The organism is Microcoleus sp. AT8-A3 (assembly GCF_036705675.1).
GTDB lineage: Bacteria > Cyanobacteriota > Cyanobacteriia > Cyanobacteriales > Microcoleaceae > Microcoleus.
Genome location: NZ_JAUBVD010000053.1, coordinates 25,008 through 45,275 on the forward strand (window position 1 = coordinate 25,008; position 20,268 = coordinate 45,275).

Sequence of the window (20,268 nt, forward strand, 5' to 3'; positions counted from 1 at the left end):
CTTTACGCTTCATTGACGGACGCTACGCCCGGTAGTCTTACTCTGTCTCGACGTACATTTAGAGTCGTGCCGATGCCCCAGGCCGACTTTTTCTATATTTACCGAAGCGTTTTCATCTCGGTCGTGTTCTGTACCGCAATTTAGGCAAAGTATAGAACGCACAGACAAATCAATTTTTCCCCATTTATATCCGCAATCAGAGCAAGTTTGGCTTGTAGGTTCCCATCGACTAATAATTACGAACTCACGTCCATACTTTTCCGACTTTGCCTCAACTAAGACCCTAAACTCTCTCCAACCTTGCTGGCTAATTGCTCTAGACAGTTTACGGTTTTTAACCATTCCTGATACATTCAACTCTTCCAAAACGATAGTTTGGTTTTCGCTAACTACTTTGGTTGATAGTTTGTGCAAGAAATCTTTGCGAGTATCAGCAATCTTGTTGTGCTGTTTGGCAATTTGAATACGGGTTTTTCTTCTTCGTTTAGAGTCTTTCTGTTGACGCGCTAACTTACGCTGAAGTTGGCGAACCTTGCGGTCTACCGCTTTATAGCAGGGGCTTACAGCTTTTTCACCGTTGCTCATCACAGCAAAAGTTTTAATACCCAAGTCAATCCCGACACTTTGGTTTTTGGCGTCGAGTTGAACGGGTTCTACTTCTACTACAAAGCTCAAAAAATAGCGGTTAGCGCAGTCTTTAATTATCGTAACTGAGCTAGGCTCTGACGGTAGCTCTCTAGACCAAATCGGCTTGACAATACCCATCTTTGCTAAATAAACACCCTGCCCCTTGACTGAAAACCCACCGCGAGTTAGTCTAGCTGACTGACTAGAGGTGCGTTTTTTGAATTTAGGGTAGCCAACTTTTTGCCCCTTTCTCTTACCTTTACAGGAATCGAAAAAATTCTTGAAGGCTGCCTCTAAATCAGCTACCGACTGCTGCAAAGGAATTGCCGACACTTCACTAAGCCAAGCTCTTTGCTGAGTCTTTTTTGCCTGAGTGATAACAATCTTTTGGAGTTGGGCCGATTTAGGCTTCTTTTGAGATTGTTTGCAGATTGCAAGAGCATCGTTATAAACAACACGAACGCAACCGAACAACTGAGCTAAGCTCTGCTGCTGTTGGCTTGTTGGATAGAAACGGTACTGATATCTTGCTTTCATGCTTACCATGATCACATAATAGGGTAGCAATTGGGTAGCCAAATGACCAGAGAAAGATTAAGTATTCGCATTGCCGTGAGTCGGCTAGAGAAGTTGCGGAGAATTGCCAAACAGAAAGAAAAAACAATGACCCAACTTATAGAGGGCTGGATTGATAAACTTAAAGAGGAAAAGCCGTCCTAGAAGGACGGGGCTTTAGACCCAGTTTTTCGATAAGGGCGATCAGATACGTGAGACTGCGGATTCGAGAACTAGCCCAGAAGAGGGGTTGGACGCTCCAAGACTTATTTCGATCAAGTTGTTTGGAGGAGTGAGGGCAGCTTATCAACAATATCTTGAGAGTAATAGCCGATCGCCCGCTATCCCCTAAAATAACTTCTACTCCCTCAATCCAAAATCTAAAATCTAAAATCGAAAATCGATATGTCTCATTCCACCGATATCGTCACCCTCGCCCGCTGGATGGCCGCCGACTTCAGCAACCAAGCCCAAGCCTTTGAAAACCCGCCATTCTTCGCCCACATCCGCGTCTGCATGAGGCCTTTGCCGATCGAAGTTCTGGATGGGATCAGCTTGTACCTAGAACAAGCCTACGATATTGAACTGCACGTACCGTACCGAGTCCGAGTTTTGAAATTAGTCCCAGTGGGCGATCGAATCGACATCGAAAATTATGCCATAGAAAACGAAGAACAATTCTACGGCGCGGCCCGCGACCCGCAACGGCTGCAAGAAATCAAAAAAGAACAACTGACTCTACTTCCTGGCTGCACCTTTATTACGCAGTGGACGGGCAACAGCTTCAAAGGGTCTGTCGAACCCGGAAAAGGCTGCATGGTGGTCAGAAAGGGCAAAAAAACCTATCTAGACAGCGAATTCGAGATTGACCAAGACAAATTTATTAGCCACGATCGCGGGCGCGACCCAGAAACCGACGCCCACGTCTGGGGAGCCCAGGCTGGCCCCTTTGAATTCACCCGCCGGGCCAGTTTCGCCGACGAAATTCCGGGTTAATCCAAAAAAACAGAGTCCTTCCTGGGCGAACACGCGCTTATTAAAGGTTCAGAATGCACCAATACCTGGTACATTAACCCAGTATTGGCAAGCAAGATTCACCGTTGATTTATGAAAGTCCTGGTTATTGGTGGCGATGGCTATTGCGGTTGGGCAACCGCACTCTACCTTTCTAACAAAGGTTACGAAGTTGGCATCCTCGACAGCTTCGTGAGGCGGCACTGGGATCTGGAACTGTGCAGCGACACCCTCACTCCCATCGCACCGATTCAGCAACGACTCCAGCGATGGCAAGATTTAACGGGCAAGTCGATCGACTTGTTCGTCGGTGACATCACCAACTACGATTTTCTCAGCAAAAGCATGAGAAAATTTGCACCAGAGGCGATCGTCCATTTCGGCGAACAGCGTTCGGCACCTTTCTCAATGATCGATCGCGAACACGCAGTCCTCACCCAAGTCAATAACGTCGTCGGGACACTCAACCTGCTGTACGCCATCCGCGAAGACTTCCCCGATTGTCACCTAGTGAAATTAGGGACAATGGGCGAATACGGCACGCCGAATATTGACATTGAAGAAGGCTACATCACGATCGAACACAACGGTCGCAAGGATACACTACCCTATCCCAAACAACCAGGCAGTTTCTACCACCTGTCAAAAGTCCACGACTCCCACAACATCCATTTTGCTTGCAAAATCTGGGGTTTAAGAGCCACCGACTTAAATCAGGGCGTAGTCTACGGCGTGCTCACAGATGAAACCGGCATGGACGAACTGTTGATCAACCGTTTGGACTACGACGGAGTATTCGGGACAGCATTGAACAGATTTTGCATCCAAGCTGCGATCGGTCATCCTCTGACAGTTTATGGCAGTGGCGGACAAACCCGCAGCTTCTTAGACATTCGGGATACCGTGCGGTGCGTGGAATTGGCTCTAGCCAACCCCGCCGAAGCCGGACAATTCCGCGTCTTCAACCAATTCACCGAACAATTCAGCGTCGGCGACTTAGCCTCCTTGGTGCAAAAAGCAGGCATGGCAATGGGATTAAAAGTAGAAATCAACAACATCGAAAATCCCAGAGTCGAGAAAGAAGAACATTATTTCAATGCCAAAAACACCAATTTGCTAGACCTCGGTTTGCAACCGCACTATCTCTCAGATTCCCTGCTCGATTCTCTGCTGAATTTTGCTACAAAATATCAGCACCGTGTCGATAAAAACCAGATTTTGCCGAAGGTTTCTTGGAAGTAAGTTCAGACCTCTACCTGCGGGGAAAGAGCTTTTTAACGAACCGCGAAGGCGCGAAGGGCGCGAAGTAAGAGAAAAGAAGGGAAGAGAGGAGAAGGGTTCGCAAGTTCTGAATGGAGTTTGCTGTATATTACGATAATCTATCTTTTTTATCTCTTTCTCTGTGTCCTCTGTGTCCTCTGCGGTTAATTAAAAAAAATCCATAAGGTTTTTAATGCTGGCTTTTTGGAAAAAAATGTCGTAGAAATTCGCAATATTATTCTGTTGCTTTTCGTTGTTCTGCCGAGATTTTCAGCCAGTGCAGTTCGTTATTATTATTTAATACCGGAATGGGCTGCACTAACCGCGAGTTATCAAAATTACCGCGCCTGTTAGCGAAGCGCCTTATGCTGCGGAAAAAGAAATGTTAATTGCTAAAACTGCACAGGAAATTCACAGAATTAATTGCTTTGCCAAAGGTGTGGGATTGCTTTTAGGTGGGATAATTTTATCTATTCGCATTCAGGGAATTTGGATCTTACCCCAAAAACCTCTCGCTCGGAATTAGCGGTAGTGCAACAGAAAGAAGAAGTGTAGAAAAGCAGCCGATCGCGCGCCATGACTTACTCCCCGCGACACAGTGTATCCTGTTACCGATGACCTTGGCCTCTGGCTATGATTATCGGCTCCCTAAGTAACTTATTTTTATGAAAATTGCTCTGTTCACTGAAACATTTTTGCCGAAAATAGACGGCATTGTGACGCGCCTGATTCACACTGTAGATCACTTGCAGCGATCGGGCGAACAAGTTCTGATATTTTCTCCAGATTACGGGATCAAAGAATACAAAGGCGCCCGAGTTTACGGTGTGGAGGGCTTGCCTTTGCCGATGTACCCGGAACTGAAAATGGCACTTCCTTCTCCGGCTGTCGGTCGCCAATTAGAGCAGTTTAAACCGGATATTATTCACGTTGTCAATCCCGCTATTTTGGGATTGGGGGGTATATATTACGGGAAAAAGTTCAACATTCCGATTTTGGCTTCTTACCACACGCATTTGCCGAAATATTTGCACCATTACGGTTTTGGAGTCCTCGAACCTTTATTGTGGGAATTGCTCAAAGGTGCCCACAACCAAGCAGAATTGAATCTGTGTACTTCTACAGCAATGGTGGAAGAATTGAGAACCCACGGCATTGAGCGAGTAGATTTGTGGCAGCGGGGCGTAGATACTGAAATGTTTGTCCCGGAATTGGCAAGTCGAGAAATGCGATCGCGCCTTTCTGCAAATAACCCAGACAGCCCCCTGCTGCTGTACGTCGGCCGCCTCGGTGCAGAAAAAGAAATCGAACGCATCAAACCAGTCCTCGCAGCGATTCCCGATGCCCGCCTCGCCTTAGTGGGAGACGGCCCGCATCGGCAAACCCTTGAACAATATTTTGCCGGTACACCCACCAATTTTGTCGGCTACCTCAAGGGGCAAGAACTCGCAAGAGCTTACGCATCTGCCGACGCCTTCATTTTTCCCTCCCGCACCGAAACCCTGGGCTTAGTGCTCCTAGAAGCAATGGCTGCGGGGACGCCTGTAGTGGCGGCGCGCAGCGGCGGAATTCCCGATATCGTCACTGACGGTGTTAACGGATATTTATTTGACCCCGCCGACGAAGAAGGAGCACTCGTCGCCACCAAGCGTCTGTTTGCGAATCCTGAAGAACGGGAAACCCTACGCCATAACGCTCGCCGAGAAGCTGAACGCTGGGGTTGGGCCGCTGCTGCCGCACAACTGCAGCGCTACTATCAATCAGTGGTGTTTGCCCAGTCTGTGCCCAGAGCGGCCTAAATGTCAGGATCTGTAGCACCTTTAAACATCACCGCCAGCTTAGCTTCCCTGTTCGATCGTCAGTTGGTAGTGAGGAGGGATGTTTTCAAAGACCGATCGAACTTTTTTGCTGCATAAATTACCGTCGCTATCCTGCTGTTGCGTTTACCATTAAACTATGAGTAAGCTCTGTAGGAATGCCTTGCGCGCTGCTTTCATAGCGCCCTTTACCTGACCGGATACGGTCGCCGAGTGCGCTAAAACAGTAACACCGCGCGCTGGGGCCGAGCACAGAACGTCAAATCTACATTGCACTGTCGATCGAACTAAAGCCTGTAACCTAATTTTCAGGCCTTCTGTTTTGCGAACTCAAGTTCAGCTTGAATTGACGAACCCTCATCAGTATCGAGGTTGGAAAAAAGATCGATCGAGCATACATAACAAGCAAACTGAAGTTGCGTGCGCCACTTTTGAACTCACGATTCATCAAAGCGACAAGCGAGTGCCGATGCGCTTGCAAACAAATTCAAGAGTTTGCACCGCCGCCGAATCTCGCGCAGATCGACCTGCGGTCAGTCTACCCATCTGAGCAAGCAGTTAATCATGACATTCTCCAATACTGGTAGCGTTCTGGCTACACTGACTCAAGTCAATTTTATGGGGGCATTGACCTCCCGTGTTAAGAGCTTGCCAGTTCCTGAATTAGTGTGCCTGCTGGACTTTATCACGGCTGAATTTCAGCAATTTATCCGGGCGATGGACCTGATTAACAATGAAGCACTCGAAAGTCTCTTAGAGCAACTTTTAGATGCCTTCACTGTGAAAATTGGTCAAATTTTGCAAGCAGACCGGACAACAATTTTTTTGGTGGACTCGAACAAAAATCAACTGTGGCACAAAACAGTCGATCCACTTACGGGCGAAGATGTAGAAGTGCGATTGCCGATGGATGCAGGCATTTTAGGCTACGTAGCAACAACCGGAAAATCGATCAATGTCGCCGAAGCTCGATCCCACGAGTATTTTAATACCGAAGTAGACGAACCACCGGGCTACCACATCGAGACCATCCTCTGTATGCCGATTTTTAGCAGCAAGAGCCAACAGGAACCCGTGGCGGTGGTCAGACTGTTAAATAAAGCTGGAGATGCCCCCTTTAGCGAGGAAGACGAACAGCAGTTCCAGGCTTTTGCAGATTCGATCGGGATTATTCTCGAAAGCTGTCAGTCTTTCTACGTCGTCGCCCGCAACCAGCGAGGGGTTGCCGCACTGTTGAGAGCCACCACTACTTTGGGTCAAAGTCTTGACTTGGAAACAACTTTGCGCTCTGTCATGGATCAAGCTCGCGACTTGATGCAGGCCGATCGCAGCACGCTATTTTTGTTAAATCGGGAAACCAACGAACTTTGGACAAAAGTCGCCAAGGCTGACGGCAAAACGATGGTAGATCTCCGCATTCCTGCTAATAAGGGAATTGCTGGCTACGTGGCTTCGACCGGTCAACCTCTAAATATTACAGATGCTTACGACGATCCCCGCTTTGACCCCTCTACAGACGGGCAAACGGGATACCGCACTCGGACTGTCTTGTGTATGCCGGTGCATAACGCTAAAGGTGAGCTGATCGGGGTGACTCAGCTAATTAATAAGAACCAAGGTAGTTTCACCCCTTCCGACGAAGAGTTTTTGCGAGCGTTTAATTCCCAAGCGGGAATGGCGCTGCAAAATTCTCAACTGTTTCAAAACGTGATGGTGGAAAAGCAGTATCAAAAAGATATGCTGCAAAGTCTTTCAGATGCAGTAATTTCCACCGATTTACAGGGGCGAGTTGTAACTATCAACGAAGCAGCCCTAGAATTGTTGGGCTGTCCGGTAAATCAAGCTAAAAGCAAACACAATCCCCAGATTTGGGAAGATAAACTGGTGAATCGCTATGTTTGGGAAGTTGTGCCGATCGAAAATTTGCAATTTCGACTCGAAGACAGTCTCAACCATGCTGCCAGACATTACGTTCCCGAACAAAGTTTAACGGTGGGACTGTTGGTGGAAAAAACGTTAAATTCCCAAAAAGAACAAGAAGAAGAACAAGAAGAAGAACAAGAAGAAGAACAAGAAGAAAGTTATATTCTGGCCGTACCCGATCGCACTGACCCTAATTTATATTACGCTTGGGGAGAAAACCGCGCGTGGACTGAGGAAGTAGCGCTGGCAGAATTAGCTAATGCCCAATCTCTATTTGCGCTGCGAAATTCTGCCCTGTATCACCCTTATTGTCCGCTACCCATCCCCGCCTCTCGAATTAAACTAATTGAACGTAGTTTGAATTTGACTGTCAACCCGCTGATCAATCCAGAGGGCGGCGTGCGCGGCGGTTTAGTGGTACTCGAAGACATCAGCCGCGAAAAGCGGATGAAAAATACGATGTACCGCTATCTGACTCCTGGAGTCGTAGATAAAGTGATGGCCTTGGGTGAAGGCGCCCTGATGGTGGGCGAACGCAAAGAAGTGACTATTTTATTTTCCGACATTCGCGGCTACACCACGCTGACCGAAAATTTGGGAGCCTCCGATGTGGTATCCCTGCTGAACGAATATTTTGAGACGATGGTGGAGGCCGTTTTCCACTACGAAGGCACTTTAGACAAGTTTATCGGCGATGCTTTAATGGCCGTGTTCGGCGCGCCCCTGCCGCTGAATCCCCCGGAAAGCCACGGTTGGATGGCGGTGCAGTCGGCTTTAGATATGCGCCGGCGTTTGAAAGAGTTTAATGATTCTCGCCCCGGCGAAGATCCATTTCGCTTCGGAATTGGAATTAGTTCCGGAGAGGTGGTTTCGGGAAATATTGGTTCCCAAAAGCGCATGGATTACACGGTAATTGGGGATGCGGTGAATTTGAGTTCGCGATTGGAACAGCTTACAAAGGAGTACGGATGCGATATAATTTTGAGCGAATTTACATACAGTTTGTGTCGCGAAGGAATTTGGGTGCGAGAGTTAGACAAGGTGCGGGTTAAGGGCAAAAATCAACCAGTTGGTATTTACGAGTTGCTGCAAAATAGTTCTGAACCCATTGATGGGGAAACCGTTCGGTTTTTGGAACTTTATAGTAACGGTAGGGATGCTTATATTGCTAGAAATTTTCAGAAAGCTATTAGTTATTTTGAAGCGGCTTTAGCAATGCGACCCAGCGATCGACCTGTGGAAGTTCACCTCGACCGATCCCTGAGCTATTTGGAAGTACCCCCGCCCGATGATTGGGACGGTGTGCATACGATGACAACTAAGTAGTAGATTATATTACATCCGACTGATAAAAAGTAAAAAGATTTGATAAAGTTGTGAGATATTCCTTATGACAGAGTTAACAAGTGTAAAAATGTGAAATCATAGGTTGGATACCATATTAAAGTTGAAAAAATATTTCCAGGCTAGCAATTAAATGAGTTATTTATCTGTTCCCAATGCCACAAAAGCCGATCGGATTCTGGTTGTAGATGACGCACCAGATAATGTTTTGTTGGTGCAGACAATCCTGGAAGAAGAAGGTTACGAAATTAGCACGGCAGAAAACGGCTTTTCGGCCTTGAGTCAAATTGACAAGTCACCCCCGGATTTGGTACTGCTAGACGTGATGATGCCGGGAATGGATGGTTACGAAGTCACTAAACGAATCCGAGAAAATAAGGAATTGCCCTTTATGCCGATTTTGCTGATCACTGCTCACGACAGTGCCAGCGTAGTGCAGGGATTGGACATGGGAGCAGACGATTTCATCCGCAAACCAGTCGAAATGGACGAACTGCTGGCGAGGGTTCGATCGCTCCTGCGGCTAAAACACAGCGTAGACGAGCGCAATTCGATCGCCCTCCAGCGCGAAGATTTTGTCTCCCGACTGGCTCACGACTTGCGAACACCCCTGGTAGCAGCCGATCGAATGCTAACTTTAATGCAGCAGGGAGCTTTGGGAGAAATTTCCCTTCCCATGCGCGACGCTTTCGGGACGATGGTTCGCAGCAACAAAAACCTGATCGCGATGGTAAATATGTTGCTGGAAGTATATCGGTACGAAGCAGGCCGCAAATCCCTAAGTTTCGCGGCCGTGGACTTGCGCCAGCTTATTACTGAGGTAGCTGAAGAACTAGCTCCCCTAGCGGATGCTAAAGGTTTGTCGGTAAATTTAGACTTGACAGAAAGTGCAGAAAGTGCACCGATTGCGAAGTATCCGGGCGATCGTCTGGAGCTACACCGTTTGCTGACAAATTTAATCGGAAATGCAATTAAATTCACCGACAACGGCTCAATAGATGTCAGCTTAAAAGCTGCTAATTCCCCTGCTTATACTAGCTTCAAAAACCAACCGCTGGCATGGGTAATTATAGACATCAAAGACACCGGTGCCGGCATTTCTCCCACCGAACAAGCAAAGTTATTTGAAAGGTTTAGCTCGGGAACTCATAAGAAGTCCAGTACAGGTTTGGGACTACACCTCTGCCGCCAAATAGTCGAAGCTCACCGCGGCACGATCGAGGTAAAATCCGAGTTGGGCAAAGGCAGTTTGTTTACTATTCGCTTGCCTTGTTAGAGCGGTAAGCTGTCGCGCATTTAAATTGTATATTCAGGGCGGGCGGGACGCTAGGGCCCCTACTCCCCACAAGACTTTGATTTTTTTTGACATACAATTTAAAGGCCGCAACAGCTTATAAATACAGCAGATTCGGTGATTCATGAAGTACAGTATCCGCCTTAATTGTTGGTACATTTTTATGTAGGGTGCGGATCTGCTCATGTTTAATGAAACTTGCAGATTGACTGGTGGCGACGCACCGATGCTTACGACAAGATTGTGTGTACCGCATATACATGGAATATGCTGTAAGTCTAACTTTGGGGTGTGAAAAGCGAACATTAGTACAGATAAACTGTAATTGTAGGGTGCGAAGTGCGTACCTAATCGAATTATGGTTAATTTACCAGATGTCATATAATGACTTGGCAACCGAATTGATGGCAATATGTCTAACTGTCCAGTGTGCGGTGCTGAATACATAGAAGAAAAAGCAGAGTTTTGCTCGATTTGCGGCTGGGATTTGACTCCCTACCCGCAACGTGCTAAGCCTTCCAAAACTTATTTAAAAAAAGAACAAGTTAGATTGCAGTGGGCCAAACAAATGTGGGAATTGGCCCGCAATCAACAAAATTGGTTAGCTAAATTTGATGAGTTGCAGGGGGAAGTGCAGCAAGGTGCGATCGCCCGCACACACATTCAATCTCAGTTAGAATGGGTTCTGTACCGCCTAGAACAACTAAACCCCGAATTGATTGTCAGCACTCTACTGCGACTAGAAGACAAAATCGGCGCCATACCTGAGTCAACTGCGGCTATCTCGGAAGTGGGGATGGACTACCGCCAACTGACAAAGCTATTAGAAACTGGAAAATGGCGCAAAGCTGATGAACACACTTGGGAAATCTTGCTGCAAATCGCTGTCAGGGAAGACGAAGGTTGGCTGAGTGCAGCCGATATTGACAGTTTTCCTCCTACAGACCTTCGCACGATCGACCGACTTTGGCAACAATACAGCAGCGGGCGGTTCGGGTTGAGCGTGCAGCAGCAGATTTGGGAAAGTACCGGGGCTAACTATACTGAATTTTGCGATCGAGTCGGCTGGCGAGTCAAGGAAAATTGGAAATATTACAGCGAGCTCTCCTTCAACGAAGATGCTCCCCCCGGACATCTCCCTGTCACCGCATGGAGACAGCGCGCCTGTTACGGTGCTGGTAAACTCACCGCAGCAGAAAACTTGGCCCGCATCGCTGCGAAACTCGCAACTGGCGATCGGCAATCATGAAAAAAAAAATCAAAATCGACATTAACTGCTATAATCAAAACGGTTTAGCAACTGGGGCTGTGGCTCAGATGGATAGAGCAAGCGCCTCCTGAAGAATCGGGCACCCTGCGAGGAAACTCTAGGAGTGAATGTGGTCAAATTTGGTGAAACCTAAAGAGTTTATGGGTTCCTATGACTCTAAGGCAATACCAAGCCAAGCCTGAGTTCAGGGCGATTAAACAATCGCCTATATGGAAATCAGGAAGGTTTAGAGACTAGACGGTCACCACCTAAAAGCTGCAAGCATATGGTGAAGGTATAGTCCAGAGAGTGGGGAAACTCACACAAATCTGAAGCGCTAGGTCGCCGGTTCGAACCCGGCCAGTCCCGTTAAAAATCAAGAAAAATTAACAGCAGGAGGGGAAAGCTTAAGTTTTGCCCCTCTTTTTTGCATATCCGCTAAGGAATTGGCTCCCAGATTTTATACCAACCGCCAAGGCGATTGGTATAAAATCTGAAAGCTAAAATCTAAAATCCCCCATTGAAGCCGCACCACAAGCGTAGAGTCAATCTAAAATCTAAAATCTAAAATCTAAAATCTAAAATCTAAAATCTAAAATCTAAAATCCTATGATCCGCCGACCCTTTTTTAATTTTTAATTTTTAATTCCTGTTAGTGGGCTATAGGTGCGGTATTTTTTGTTATGGTTCCTTTGTCAGTTACATAAAATTTTTATAGGTTTAGATGTGGTTAAGAATCAATTCAAACACGCAGCGTTACAAGCGTTTGAACACTTCACGCAGTTTTTGGTTCCTAGTAGGACTTTTGATGGCGTGTTGGTTGGGCTATCAGCAGGTTAAGAGCGAATTTCAGAGACCCCAAGCTTTGTTAGTTCTAGGTGGGGCTACTGAGCGAGAGGTGTTTGCCGCCAAATTTGCTCAGGATCACCCTGAATTGCCGATTTGGGTGTCGTCTGGGAGCAATCCTGAGTTCGCGGAATGGGTATTTTCAGAAGCGGGAATTGAGTCCGATCGCCTGCACTTAGACTACAGAGCGGTGGATACGGTAACAAATTTTACCACCCTGGTAGATGAATTGAAAGCTAGAGGGATTGAGAGCGTGTATCTGATCACTTCTGACGATCATATGCGGCGAGCTCAGATTATCGGCGAAATCGTACTCGGTAGTCGAGGCATTACCTTTAAGCCTGTGGCAGTTCCGTCTGGGCGAACCCCCGAACCGATGCAAAAAGCTGTTCGCGACGGCGCTAGGGCTATTCTTTGGCTGACAACCGGTTATACGGGTGCTAACTTCAGCCCAGCCAGAATGGAATAAACAAAGGAAAGCATTGAGCAAGTTTTAAATTTTTTCCATTCCCTCTGGTTTTAAAACTTGTCTCCTCTAGCGATTTAACGAAACGCGAAGACACTGATGACAAATGCGTAAAAGAAGAGAAGAGAAGAGAAGAGAAGAGAAGGAGTAGTTTAAAATTAATAGATGAAATTCAAAAGCTAAAGTTAATGACCGACCAAATTCTGCCGCAAGTTCTGGAGCAAATTTTGAGTGACAGCAAAACGCCGGATGCTGTTTTTTCGGCTTTGGTGCCGGCTTTAGGCGAGGTGTTAAATTGCGATCGGGTCTTTCTCTACCTCCGCAATCCTGAAACGCAAAGAGGCAGAGTACCTTACTGCTGGCGTCGTAACTCGAACTTTCCTGAGATTGGCGACGCGGAATGGAAAAAAGAACCCGAATCTTTAGGGGAAGAAGACCCTTTGTTTGCAGCAGCTTTGCGAACTGAACCGTCGATTTTTGTTGAGGATGTTGAAACAGCGAATCCTGAAGTTGTCAACAAAGATTTTGAAGCCAAAGAGTTCGGACATCGAGCTTTGATCCACGCTCACCTTTGTGCTGACGGCTTATTGTGGGGGGTTTTGCAGCCTTGTATGTTCGATCGCCCCAGAGTTTGGACTGACTTCGATCGCCAAGTTATCGCAGCGGTTACAGAAAAAATTTCCCCCTTAGCTGTTGCTTATGTCAGAGGCATCGTACAATCGCAATAAAATAGGTTTGTAACGAGGAGTCTTCGTTCTCACTACAAACCTGTAACGATGTTTTTTATCTATCAAACCAGCTTTCTTCGTAAGTTATACAAAACATCCTCCAAGCAAATCAGCGCCCCAAATCGTGCATCGCATTGATCTCGATCGCACATCTTTGAGTCAGCGCTTGCAACTCCTCGCGATCCGAGGAACCGGGCGCTTCAATTAGCTTGCCAATTCGCACCGTCAGCGGCACCGGACGCGGCACTGCCGAACCTTTCGACGAAATCGCGTGAGTTCCCCACAAACTAACAGGTAAGAGCGGCGCTTTTGCCTTAGCAGCTATCAGCGCCGCACCTAATTTCGGTTCAGTAATTCTGCCGTCTGGCGTGCGAGTTCCCTGCAAAAATACACCCGTCGCCCAGCCATTTTCCAAAGAGTTGATCGCCGAGCGAATTGCACTGCGATCGGCACTTTCCCGCTTGACTGGATAAGCACCGTAAAGCGTAATTGCCTGCTTCAAAATAGGAACTTTAAATAACTCTTCCTTTGCCATAAATGCGACCGGTCGCCTCATGCAATTAGACAAAATCGGCGGGTCAAAATCGCTGGCGTGATTGCTGACTACTACCACAGGCCCTTCTGTCGGAACATTTTCTGCACCGTAGATGCGGCCCCGAAAGTAAAGGTGCAGCATCGGGCTGACAATTGACCATTTGAATAAATAGTAGAGAAGTAAACTTTCGACTGGTTCGCGACTTTTGCTCACAGAAAAACCTTAAATTTTAAATTACATCGAATATTAGCCTATCAGTTCAGCAATCAAAAAAGTAGCACTACACGGATTTTGACACGGATACACGGATAGGTCGAGCGATCGGACTGTTTAGCTAATTGGCTAAGTTGACTATCATCACTGTATCCGTGTTTATGCGTGTCGTGCTGTTAGATGGTTTGGCGGTTGAAACCGCTTTGCAAGCTTCTGTAGCGCCCGAATTTATTCTGGCGAATTCTTTGCAAAGGCTCAATTTCCGGCCAGCATAGCTTTTTGTCCTTCCGAAGCAGTCGCGTAGCCCAAGAAATCCTTAACTGTTTGGCTAGGAGGATTTTTGTAGGCGTAGTATAACTGCCGCTTGTAAGGATAGTTACCCGCATCCGGCGTCGCACCGTTGACGGGAACAACGCGCACTGTTCTCTGATTGGCTACTTGAGCGAAAGTCGCATAGCCTATGCCGTTGTTGCCTAAAGCTTGCAGCAGGGGAGTTGTCGCATCTCGATCGAGGGTGGTAATATTTGACGCCCGGCCAAACTCGCCACCTCCGAGCACTTGTTCTTTAAACGTTTGGTGAGTGCCACTAACTGCCGGTCTGTTAATTACTTTAATCGGACCCGCCGGGCCGCCGACTTTCGACCAGTCTTGAGTATTTCCCTTAAAGATATCTTGAACTTGAGCCGAGGTTAAACCTCCTTTGAAGGGGTTGTTAATGCCAACTACAAGGGCGATCGTATCTAGGGCAACGGGCACCGCTGCCAAACCCTGACCTTGTTCTTGAGGCGTCAAAGGCTGCGATACCGCAGCAATATCGGCTGTTCCTGCCACCAAATCTTGAATTCCCTTTGCAGAACCGTTAGCTTTGGAATCAACTCTAGTGCCAGGAAACTTGGCTTGAAAGCCATTCTTAAGATTGAGGTTGATTGTCACCATACTGGTAGAACCTTGAATCCTGACAGTCGTACCCGCAGGAACAGAAGCTGGAAGTGCAAAGGAACTAGCTGCAACAGGCGAAGAAGCACCGCCGACTACTGGCGCGACGGGAAGTGGGACGACATCGCCTGCGGGTGTGGGAGTGGGGGGATTGTTACTAACATCTTGCGACGCTGGTTTGTTGAGAAAAAAGAACCAGCCGCCACCGGCTAGCAAGAGAAATAACAGGATAAAAACTATGGGGGGAGGCCCGCTCTTAGCCATAAAATTGTCCTTAGCTGGGAAGTTCTTTGTTGTTGGAGTCGTCTAACATTTGTAGCCTGCGATTAACTTCATCGTCTAAGGTCATATTTTCTAATTCTGCCTGAAGTCTTTCTTGGGGGTTCTCAGATATTTCTGCTAAAGCTTGCTGTTTGAGGTTGCGGCCGTGGACGGCGTTTTTGGCTTGCTCAAATTGCGATCGAGCTGAATCGATACTGAGGTCGTTGTTGACTTTGGATATGGCTCAGAGGGCTTCGTTAATCTCGGCCATATCTTTCATATTTTGCATATCGGTTTTGTAAGCTTCCAGACCCAATGCTGACAAGACTTGAGGCGATATTTAGGGATTTGATGGAAAAATGACAGGGAAGGCTGGTAGAATTCAATGGGGAAAGCGATCGTGTTCATTTGTTGTTACAGTACACTGCACAGACCGAACCAAGTAAATTGATTAACAATTTAAAAACCTTGTCTAGTCGGTACTTGAGAACATATTTCGCTCCTGAAATCAACCAATTTTATTGGAAGGATGTGTTATGGACAAATGGCTATTTCATCGCTTCATATCAAATCCTTTAGCATCGGAATAGTAAATTCGAGTTCACTGTTCACGGCGTTGACTGTCAACCGTCAATCGATTTTAGATTTTAGATTTTAGATTAAAGAATTGACTTGCGCGAGATAAATGCGGGGGGCTTGAGGATTTTCGATTTGCGATTTGGGATTGATTCCACGGATAAATCACGTGGCGGATACCACCTTTGAAATTCGTGGTCAACAGTCAATATCATGTATGAGTGTTACGGGAAATTATATCATGTGGTGGCGTGACTGTTGAACAATTGAAAAAATACATTAATGAGCAAGATAGACCTGCTGAATAAAGAGACTTCTTGTGCTTTGATGTCGTCATCCACCCGTTCATAACCTCATATCAAATCCGTTAGCATCGGAATAGTAAATTCGAGTTCACGGCTTTGACGGTTGACGGTTGACAGCGTTGACTGTCAACCGTCAACCGTCAACCGTCAACATCATGTATGAGTGTTACCGGAAATGAGATCGCAAGCATAGCTTTGAGGTTATGAACGGGTGCAATCAGGAGTCTTGCGCGCCTTTCATCCCACACTAACCTTCGCTCGGTATAGTGTGGGGATTCCCGTCTGTTTAGCTAAAAATAGATTAAGCGGGCAAATCTGCAAAACTGCTCACATTTACCAGCGCTAAATCGGGACAAGTCCGTTTGATCAAACCTGTGAGAACTTTGCCGGGGCCAATTTCTACTACGCGATCGATTCCTTGTTGGGGCAATTGCATGGAAATTTCTCGCCAGCGCACGCCTTTGGTCATCTGCTGAGTCAACCGCTGCTTTAAAGTGGCTGCGCTGGTAGTGGCTGACGGTTCTGAGTTCGAGAGCACCAGCATTTTAGCATCGGAAAACCTTGCAGACTTTAAGGCTAGTTGAAACTCTGCTGCCACTCCGGCCATCAGGGGAGAGTGAAATGCACCGGAAACATTCAATTTAACGGCGCGTTTGACTTTGATTTTGGCAAGCAAATCTTCTACTGCTGCGGGCGTTCCAGAAATCACGACTTGTGCTTCGCTGTTGTCGTTTGCCAGCACTACGTCTCGGCTGTATTGAATTTGCAGTTCTAGTTCCTGCCTGTCGAACCCGATCAAAGCCACCATTTGACCGCCGGAGGCAGTGTCCATGAGTTCGGCGCGGCGTTTGACTAAGCGCAATCCGGTTTCAAAGTCAAAGACGCCTGCTGCGTAGAGGGCAACGTATTCTCCTAAACTGTGACCGGCAACTACCGCTGGTCGATCGCTTTTTTCTCGCACTAAGTCGGCCAAAATACTTTCTACTACGAACAAGCAAGGCTGAGTGTAGAGCGTCCGAGATAGTTTTGCTTCTTCTTTTTGGCAAACTTCCGGGACAGACCAGCCTAAAATTTCTTTAGCGAGCTCAAATTTGGCTTTGGCTGTTGGCAAGTTTAATAAGTCTGCACCCATCCCGATCGCCTGGGAACCTTGTCCGGGAAATACCCATGCTGTTTTAGTCATTTTTCCGGTAATCTGCTAATTGGTGGTTGCTAATTGGTGATTGCAAAAATTATTTCTTTCCCGCTTCTAACTTCGCTCGCTGGTATCCGCTATCTTTCGGTTAACGAACTATCTACTCGCGACTCACAACTATAACATATAATTGCGATTTTAACCAGGTTTATATTTTTTTTGCTACTTTAATTTAATTAATAGCCGTAACAAAATTTTTAACCTTCAAGCCGGGGAAAGTCGATCGAAGAATAGAGGATTTTCAATCTCAGGGCGGGCTTGTCAAGAACTCCTGTCCCGAGGGAGTACGGCTGCGCCCCTTGCCCTATGTATGGCTTGTTAAAGGATTTGTATTATGCAACGGTCGCACTCCCCACAATCATTAGCCAAAGTTTAAAGCCGCCAAACATTATACCAGTTCCCAAAAAGAATGAAACTGCTTTACCAGCTCCAAACCCATAGTTCCTCAGTAATTCCCCATCTAAAATCGAAAATCGCCAATCGAAAATCAAAAATGGTATTACCATGATTCCCCAATCGAAAATCGCCAATCGAAAATCGAAAATCGCTTTACCTTCCCCATTGAAAAATCGCAGCCCCCCAAGTCAAACCTGCACCGAAACCAGCAGCAGCAATAGTATCGCCCGCTTTAACTTTACCCATACGCACGGCTTCGTCTAAGGCAAGGGGAATTGAAGCCGCTGAGGTATTGCCGTAATTCGCCAAATTGCTGATTACTTTTTCGGGGGGAATCTTTAGCCTTTGGGCAACTGCATCAAGAATCCGCTGATTGGCTTGGTGCAACAACAGCCAGTCAATTTCGGCGACGTTGACATTTGCCCGAAACATAGCTTTTTCTATGACTTCCGGCACTTTTCTCACGGCAAAGCGATAGATTTCTTGACCATTCATTGTGATGGGTTCAAATCCGCCAACTCCGACGCTGACGCCCTCAATTAATTCTTTTGACTCGGCTTTGTAAGCCAAATTGAGAGACGAATTTTGTGTGCCGTCGCTGCGAATTTCAAATCCCAAAAAGCGATCGACTTCTGAAGCTTGTAATACCACCGCACCTGCACCGTCTCCAAATAGAATGCAAGTACCCCGATCCGACCAATTCACCCAGCGAGACAAAATATCTGCTCCGATTAGCAAAACATTTTGATACACCCCTGTGCGAATGAACTGCGAGGCTGTCACTAAACCAAAAACAAAGCCCGAACAAGCTGCTGTCAAATCAAAAGCCACAGCTTTTGTCGCGCCCAACTGATATTGAATTTTACTGGCAGTGCCAAACAAATCGTCAGGACTGGAAGTTGCCAAAATAATTAAATCGATATCTGTCGGCGAAATTTCTGCCATGGCGATCGCCTTTTGAGATGCCTCTGTGGCTAAATCGCACAAAGAAGTGCGATCGTCCGCCAGCCTGCGGGAGCGAATACCCGTCCGCGCGCCAATCCACTCGTCATTCGTTTCTACTATCTGACTCAAACCGTTATTATCCAGCGAAACCTGCGGTGTACAAGAACCGCTACCCGTGACGGCAATTCCGAACCCTGATTGCTGCAACATTCCTCTCCATTTACTCGCTGTTCGATAGAGAAATTAAAAATTAAAAACTACCAATTAAAATTATTTTTTAAACTGCTGAAATTACTTTTTTTTAAGCAAAACAGTTGGTTTAAGCTGACATTTTTAATTTTACATTTTTAATTTTTAATTCCTACTTACTGCCTCTAGTTCACAGCTTCTTGTTCCAGAGCGCTTTGGTTATTGGACGATCGAATTCGCTCCAGCACTTGGTTGTCAACAGCCTCCTTCGCCAAACGAATGGCATTGAAAATTGAAGCAGCTTGAGACGAACCGTGGCTGATAATGCAAACTCCAGCAACGCCCAACAGCAAACCGCCGCCGTGTTCAACGTGGTCTACCCGCTGCTTGAATCCTTGCAAGCTTTTTTGCAGCATAGGGTCGTTAATTTGATGTTGGAGTCCTTTGACCAACTCTTCCTTAAGCACCTGGACTACGACTTCGCCCACTGCTTCCGCAAACTTCAACAACACGTTGCCGACAAACCCGTCGCAGACAATCACGTCGAATTTCCCCGACAGCACGTCGCGGCCTTCGGCATTGCCCACAAAAGGAATGTTCGGGTTGTCCACCAATAACTGGTGAGTTCGCACTGCGGCGTCGTTGCCTTTAGAAGGTTCTTCGCCAATGTTGAGCAGGCCGATTTTAGGTTCGGCGACGCCGAGAACGCACTGGCTGTAAATAGTTCCCATAAGAGCGAACTGCTCCAAAAATTTGGGGCGGCAGTCCACATTAGCGCCAACATCGAGAATAAGTACAGAGCTGCCCGGTATCATTGTCGGCAAAACCGCACCGATCGCAGGGCGATCGATTCCGGGGAGCCGGCCCAATCTGAGCAGGGCAGCAGCCATTGCCGCGCCGGAGTGACCGGCGGACACCACAGCATCAGCTTGCTGCTGCTTTACCAAGTTCATCGCTACGTTAATCGAAGCGTTGGGCTTGCGTTTGAGGGCACTCAAAGGTTCTTCGTGCATTTCCACCGCTCCTTCAGAAGGAACGATTTCTAGCTGACCTGTACAGACGCGGCCGATCGCGTCTTGTTGCCGGAGCGAGTCTTCTATTTGCTGTGGGTCGCCCACAAGCAAAATCTCTACGCCTAATTCTTCTTGTGCCTTAAGCGCTCCAGCTACAACTTCGGCGGGGGCATGATCCCCACCCATAGCGTCTATTGCAATTCTTGCGCGTGTCGATCCCATTGACCAATGTTTGAGAAACACTAAAAATTCTACCAGGAATTGAACCTCCCCACGTCTAAAGCCGGGGGATTCTTGCCCACCAATCAAGGCGACAACGGGACATTCAAGTATCCCTCTACTCACTCAAACAGCTTAAAGCTGAGATTGCGTATACTTTCTGAGTCCTTCCTATGTTTAAGTTTGAACGCTCCATACCCTGCCATTATTTGCCCTTTAACTATTCCAAATCAAGTTGGATCTGTCCGTTGCTGGGATTGCTCCATACTAGGGTACTTCAATGCGCTGCTTCGTAAAACTTACCCAAACTTGACTAAAGCCATCTTTAGTCGCAATTCAGAACTCACTTCCTGCGCTGTTGG

General features: G+C 47.0%; 17 protein-coding genes. 11 read left to right on the top strand and 6 right to left on the bottom strand.

Going from position 1 to position 20,268, the window contains the following annotated elements; translation table 11 throughout:
• Positions 1–9: 9 nt before the first annotated feature.
• Positions 10–1,164 (bottom strand): transposase, encoded by a 1,155-nt coding sequence (locus QUB51_RS23935; protein WP_333057382.1) that lies wholly within the window; start codon positions 1,162–1,164, stop codon positions 10–12.
• Between the two features lie 42 nt (positions 1,165–1,206).
• On the opposite strand from QUB51_RS23935, the gene QUB51_RS23940 reads away from it, so the two are divergent.
• The 9 genes from QUB51_RS23940 (at position 1,207) to QUB51_RS23980 (ending at position 13,123) form a co-directional block, all read left to right on the top strand.
• Positions 1,207–1,347, top strand: a complete 141-nt coding sequence (locus QUB51_RS23940; RefSeq protein WP_333211460.1) for a hypothetical protein — start codon at positions 1,207–1,209, stop codon at positions 1,345–1,347.
• Between the two features lie 240 nt (positions 1,348–1,587).
• On the top strand, positions 1,588–2,178 hold the full coding sequence (locus QUB51_RS23945; RefSeq protein WP_333057383.1) for a chromophore lyase CpcT/CpeT: 591 nt from the start codon (positions 1,588–1,590) through the stop codon (positions 2,176–2,178).
• Between the two features lie 111 nt (positions 2,179–2,289).
• Positions 2,290–3,438, top strand: a complete 1,149-nt coding sequence (locus QUB51_RS23950) for an NAD-dependent epimerase/dehydratase family protein (RefSeq protein ID WP_333057384.1) — start codon at positions 2,290–2,292, stop codon at positions 3,436–3,438.
• A gap of 683 nt (positions 3,439–4,121) precedes the next feature.
• Positions 4,122–5,255: a glycosyltransferase gene (locus QUB51_RS23955; RefSeq protein WP_333057385.1), complete on the top strand. Its 1,134-nt coding sequence runs from the start codon at positions 4,122–4,124 to the stop codon at positions 5,253–5,255.
• Positions 5,256–5,837: 582 nt separating this feature from the next.
• The gene (locus tag QUB51_RS23960) at positions 5,838–8,522 is read left to right on the top strand and encodes a GAF domain-containing protein (RefSeq protein ID WP_333057387.1); all 2,685 of its coding nucleotides are present in this window, start codon (positions 5,838–5,840) and stop codon (positions 8,520–8,522) included.
• 151 nt (positions 8,523–8,673) lie between these two features.
• On the top strand, positions 8,674–9,816 hold the full coding sequence (locus tag QUB51_RS23965; RefSeq protein ID WP_333057388.1) for a hybrid sensor histidine kinase/response regulator: 1,143 nt from the start codon (positions 8,674–8,676) through the stop codon (positions 9,814–9,816).
• A gap of 430 nt (positions 9,817–10,246) precedes the next feature.
• A complete protein-coding gene (locus tag QUB51_RS23970) occupies positions 10,247–11,083 on the top strand; it encodes a GUN4 domain-containing protein (protein WP_333057389.1) in 837 nt (278 codons plus the stop codon).
• A 724-nt stretch (positions 11,084–11,807) separates the two neighbouring features.
• Positions 11,808–12,398, top strand: coding sequence for a YdcF family protein (locus QUB51_RS23975; protein WP_333057390.1), 591 nt, complete (start codon positions 11,808–11,810; stop codon positions 12,396–12,398).
• Positions 12,399–12,583: 185 nt separating this feature from the next.
• Positions 12,584–13,123, top strand: coding sequence for a GAF domain-containing protein (locus QUB51_RS23980; RefSeq protein ID WP_333057391.1), 540 nt, complete (start codon positions 12,584–12,586; stop codon positions 13,121–13,123).
• Between the two features lie 109 nt (positions 13,124–13,232).
• Here QUB51_RS23980 and QUB51_RS23985 read toward each other — a convergent pair whose 3' ends face one another.
• Positions 13,233–13,871, bottom strand: a complete 639-nt coding sequence (locus QUB51_RS23985; protein ID WP_333039474.1) for a lysophospholipid acyltransferase family protein — start codon at positions 13,869–13,871, stop codon at positions 13,233–13,235.
• 134 nt (positions 13,872–14,005) lie between these two features.
• On the opposite strand from QUB51_RS23985, the gene QUB51_RS23990 reads away from it, so the two are divergent.
• Positions 14,006–14,146 (top strand): hypothetical protein, encoded by a 141-nt coding sequence (locus tag QUB51_RS23990; RefSeq protein WP_333057392.1) that lies wholly within the window; start codon positions 14,006–14,008, stop codon positions 14,144–14,146.
• Here the strand turns inward: QUB51_RS23990 and QUB51_RS23995 are convergent.
• Positions 14,127–15,071 (bottom strand): phosphate ABC transporter substrate-binding protein, encoded by a 945-nt coding sequence (locus QUB51_RS23995; protein WP_333263534.1) that lies wholly within the window; start codon positions 15,069–15,071, stop codon positions 14,127–14,129. The genes QUB51_RS23990 and QUB51_RS23995 overlap by 20 nt on opposite strands.
• Before the next feature lie 369 nt (positions 15,072–15,440).
• Between QUB51_RS23995 and QUB51_RS24000 the strand changes: the two genes are divergently transcribed.
• Positions 15,441–15,647 (top strand): transposase, encoded by a 207-nt coding sequence (locus QUB51_RS24000; RefSeq protein WP_445243118.1) that lies wholly within the window; start codon positions 15,441–15,443, stop codon positions 15,645–15,647.
• Positions 15,648–16,250: 603 nt separating this feature from the next.
• Here QUB51_RS24000 and fabD read toward each other — a convergent pair.
• The 3 genes from fabD to plsX form a co-directional block, all read right to left on the bottom strand.
• On the bottom strand, positions 16,251–17,132 hold the full coding sequence (fabD, locus tag QUB51_RS24005) for an ACP S-malonyltransferase (protein ID WP_333057395.1): 882 nt from the start codon (positions 17,130–17,132) through the stop codon (positions 16,251–16,253).
• A gap of 561 nt (positions 17,133–17,693) precedes the next feature.
• Positions 17,694–18,695 carry a beta-ketoacyl-ACP synthase III gene (locus QUB51_RS24010; RefSeq protein WP_333263537.1) on the bottom strand — a complete coding sequence of 334 codons (1,002 nt, stop codon included), beginning with the start codon at positions 18,693–18,695 and terminating at the stop codon, positions 17,694–17,696.
• A 164-nt stretch (positions 18,696–18,859) separates the two neighbouring features.
• Positions 18,860–19,909, bottom strand: coding sequence for a phosphate acyltransferase PlsX (plsX, locus tag QUB51_RS24015; protein ID WP_333057397.1), 1,050 nt, complete (start codon positions 19,907–19,909; stop codon positions 18,860–18,862).
• Between the last annotated feature and the right edge of the window lie 359 nt (positions 19,910–20,268).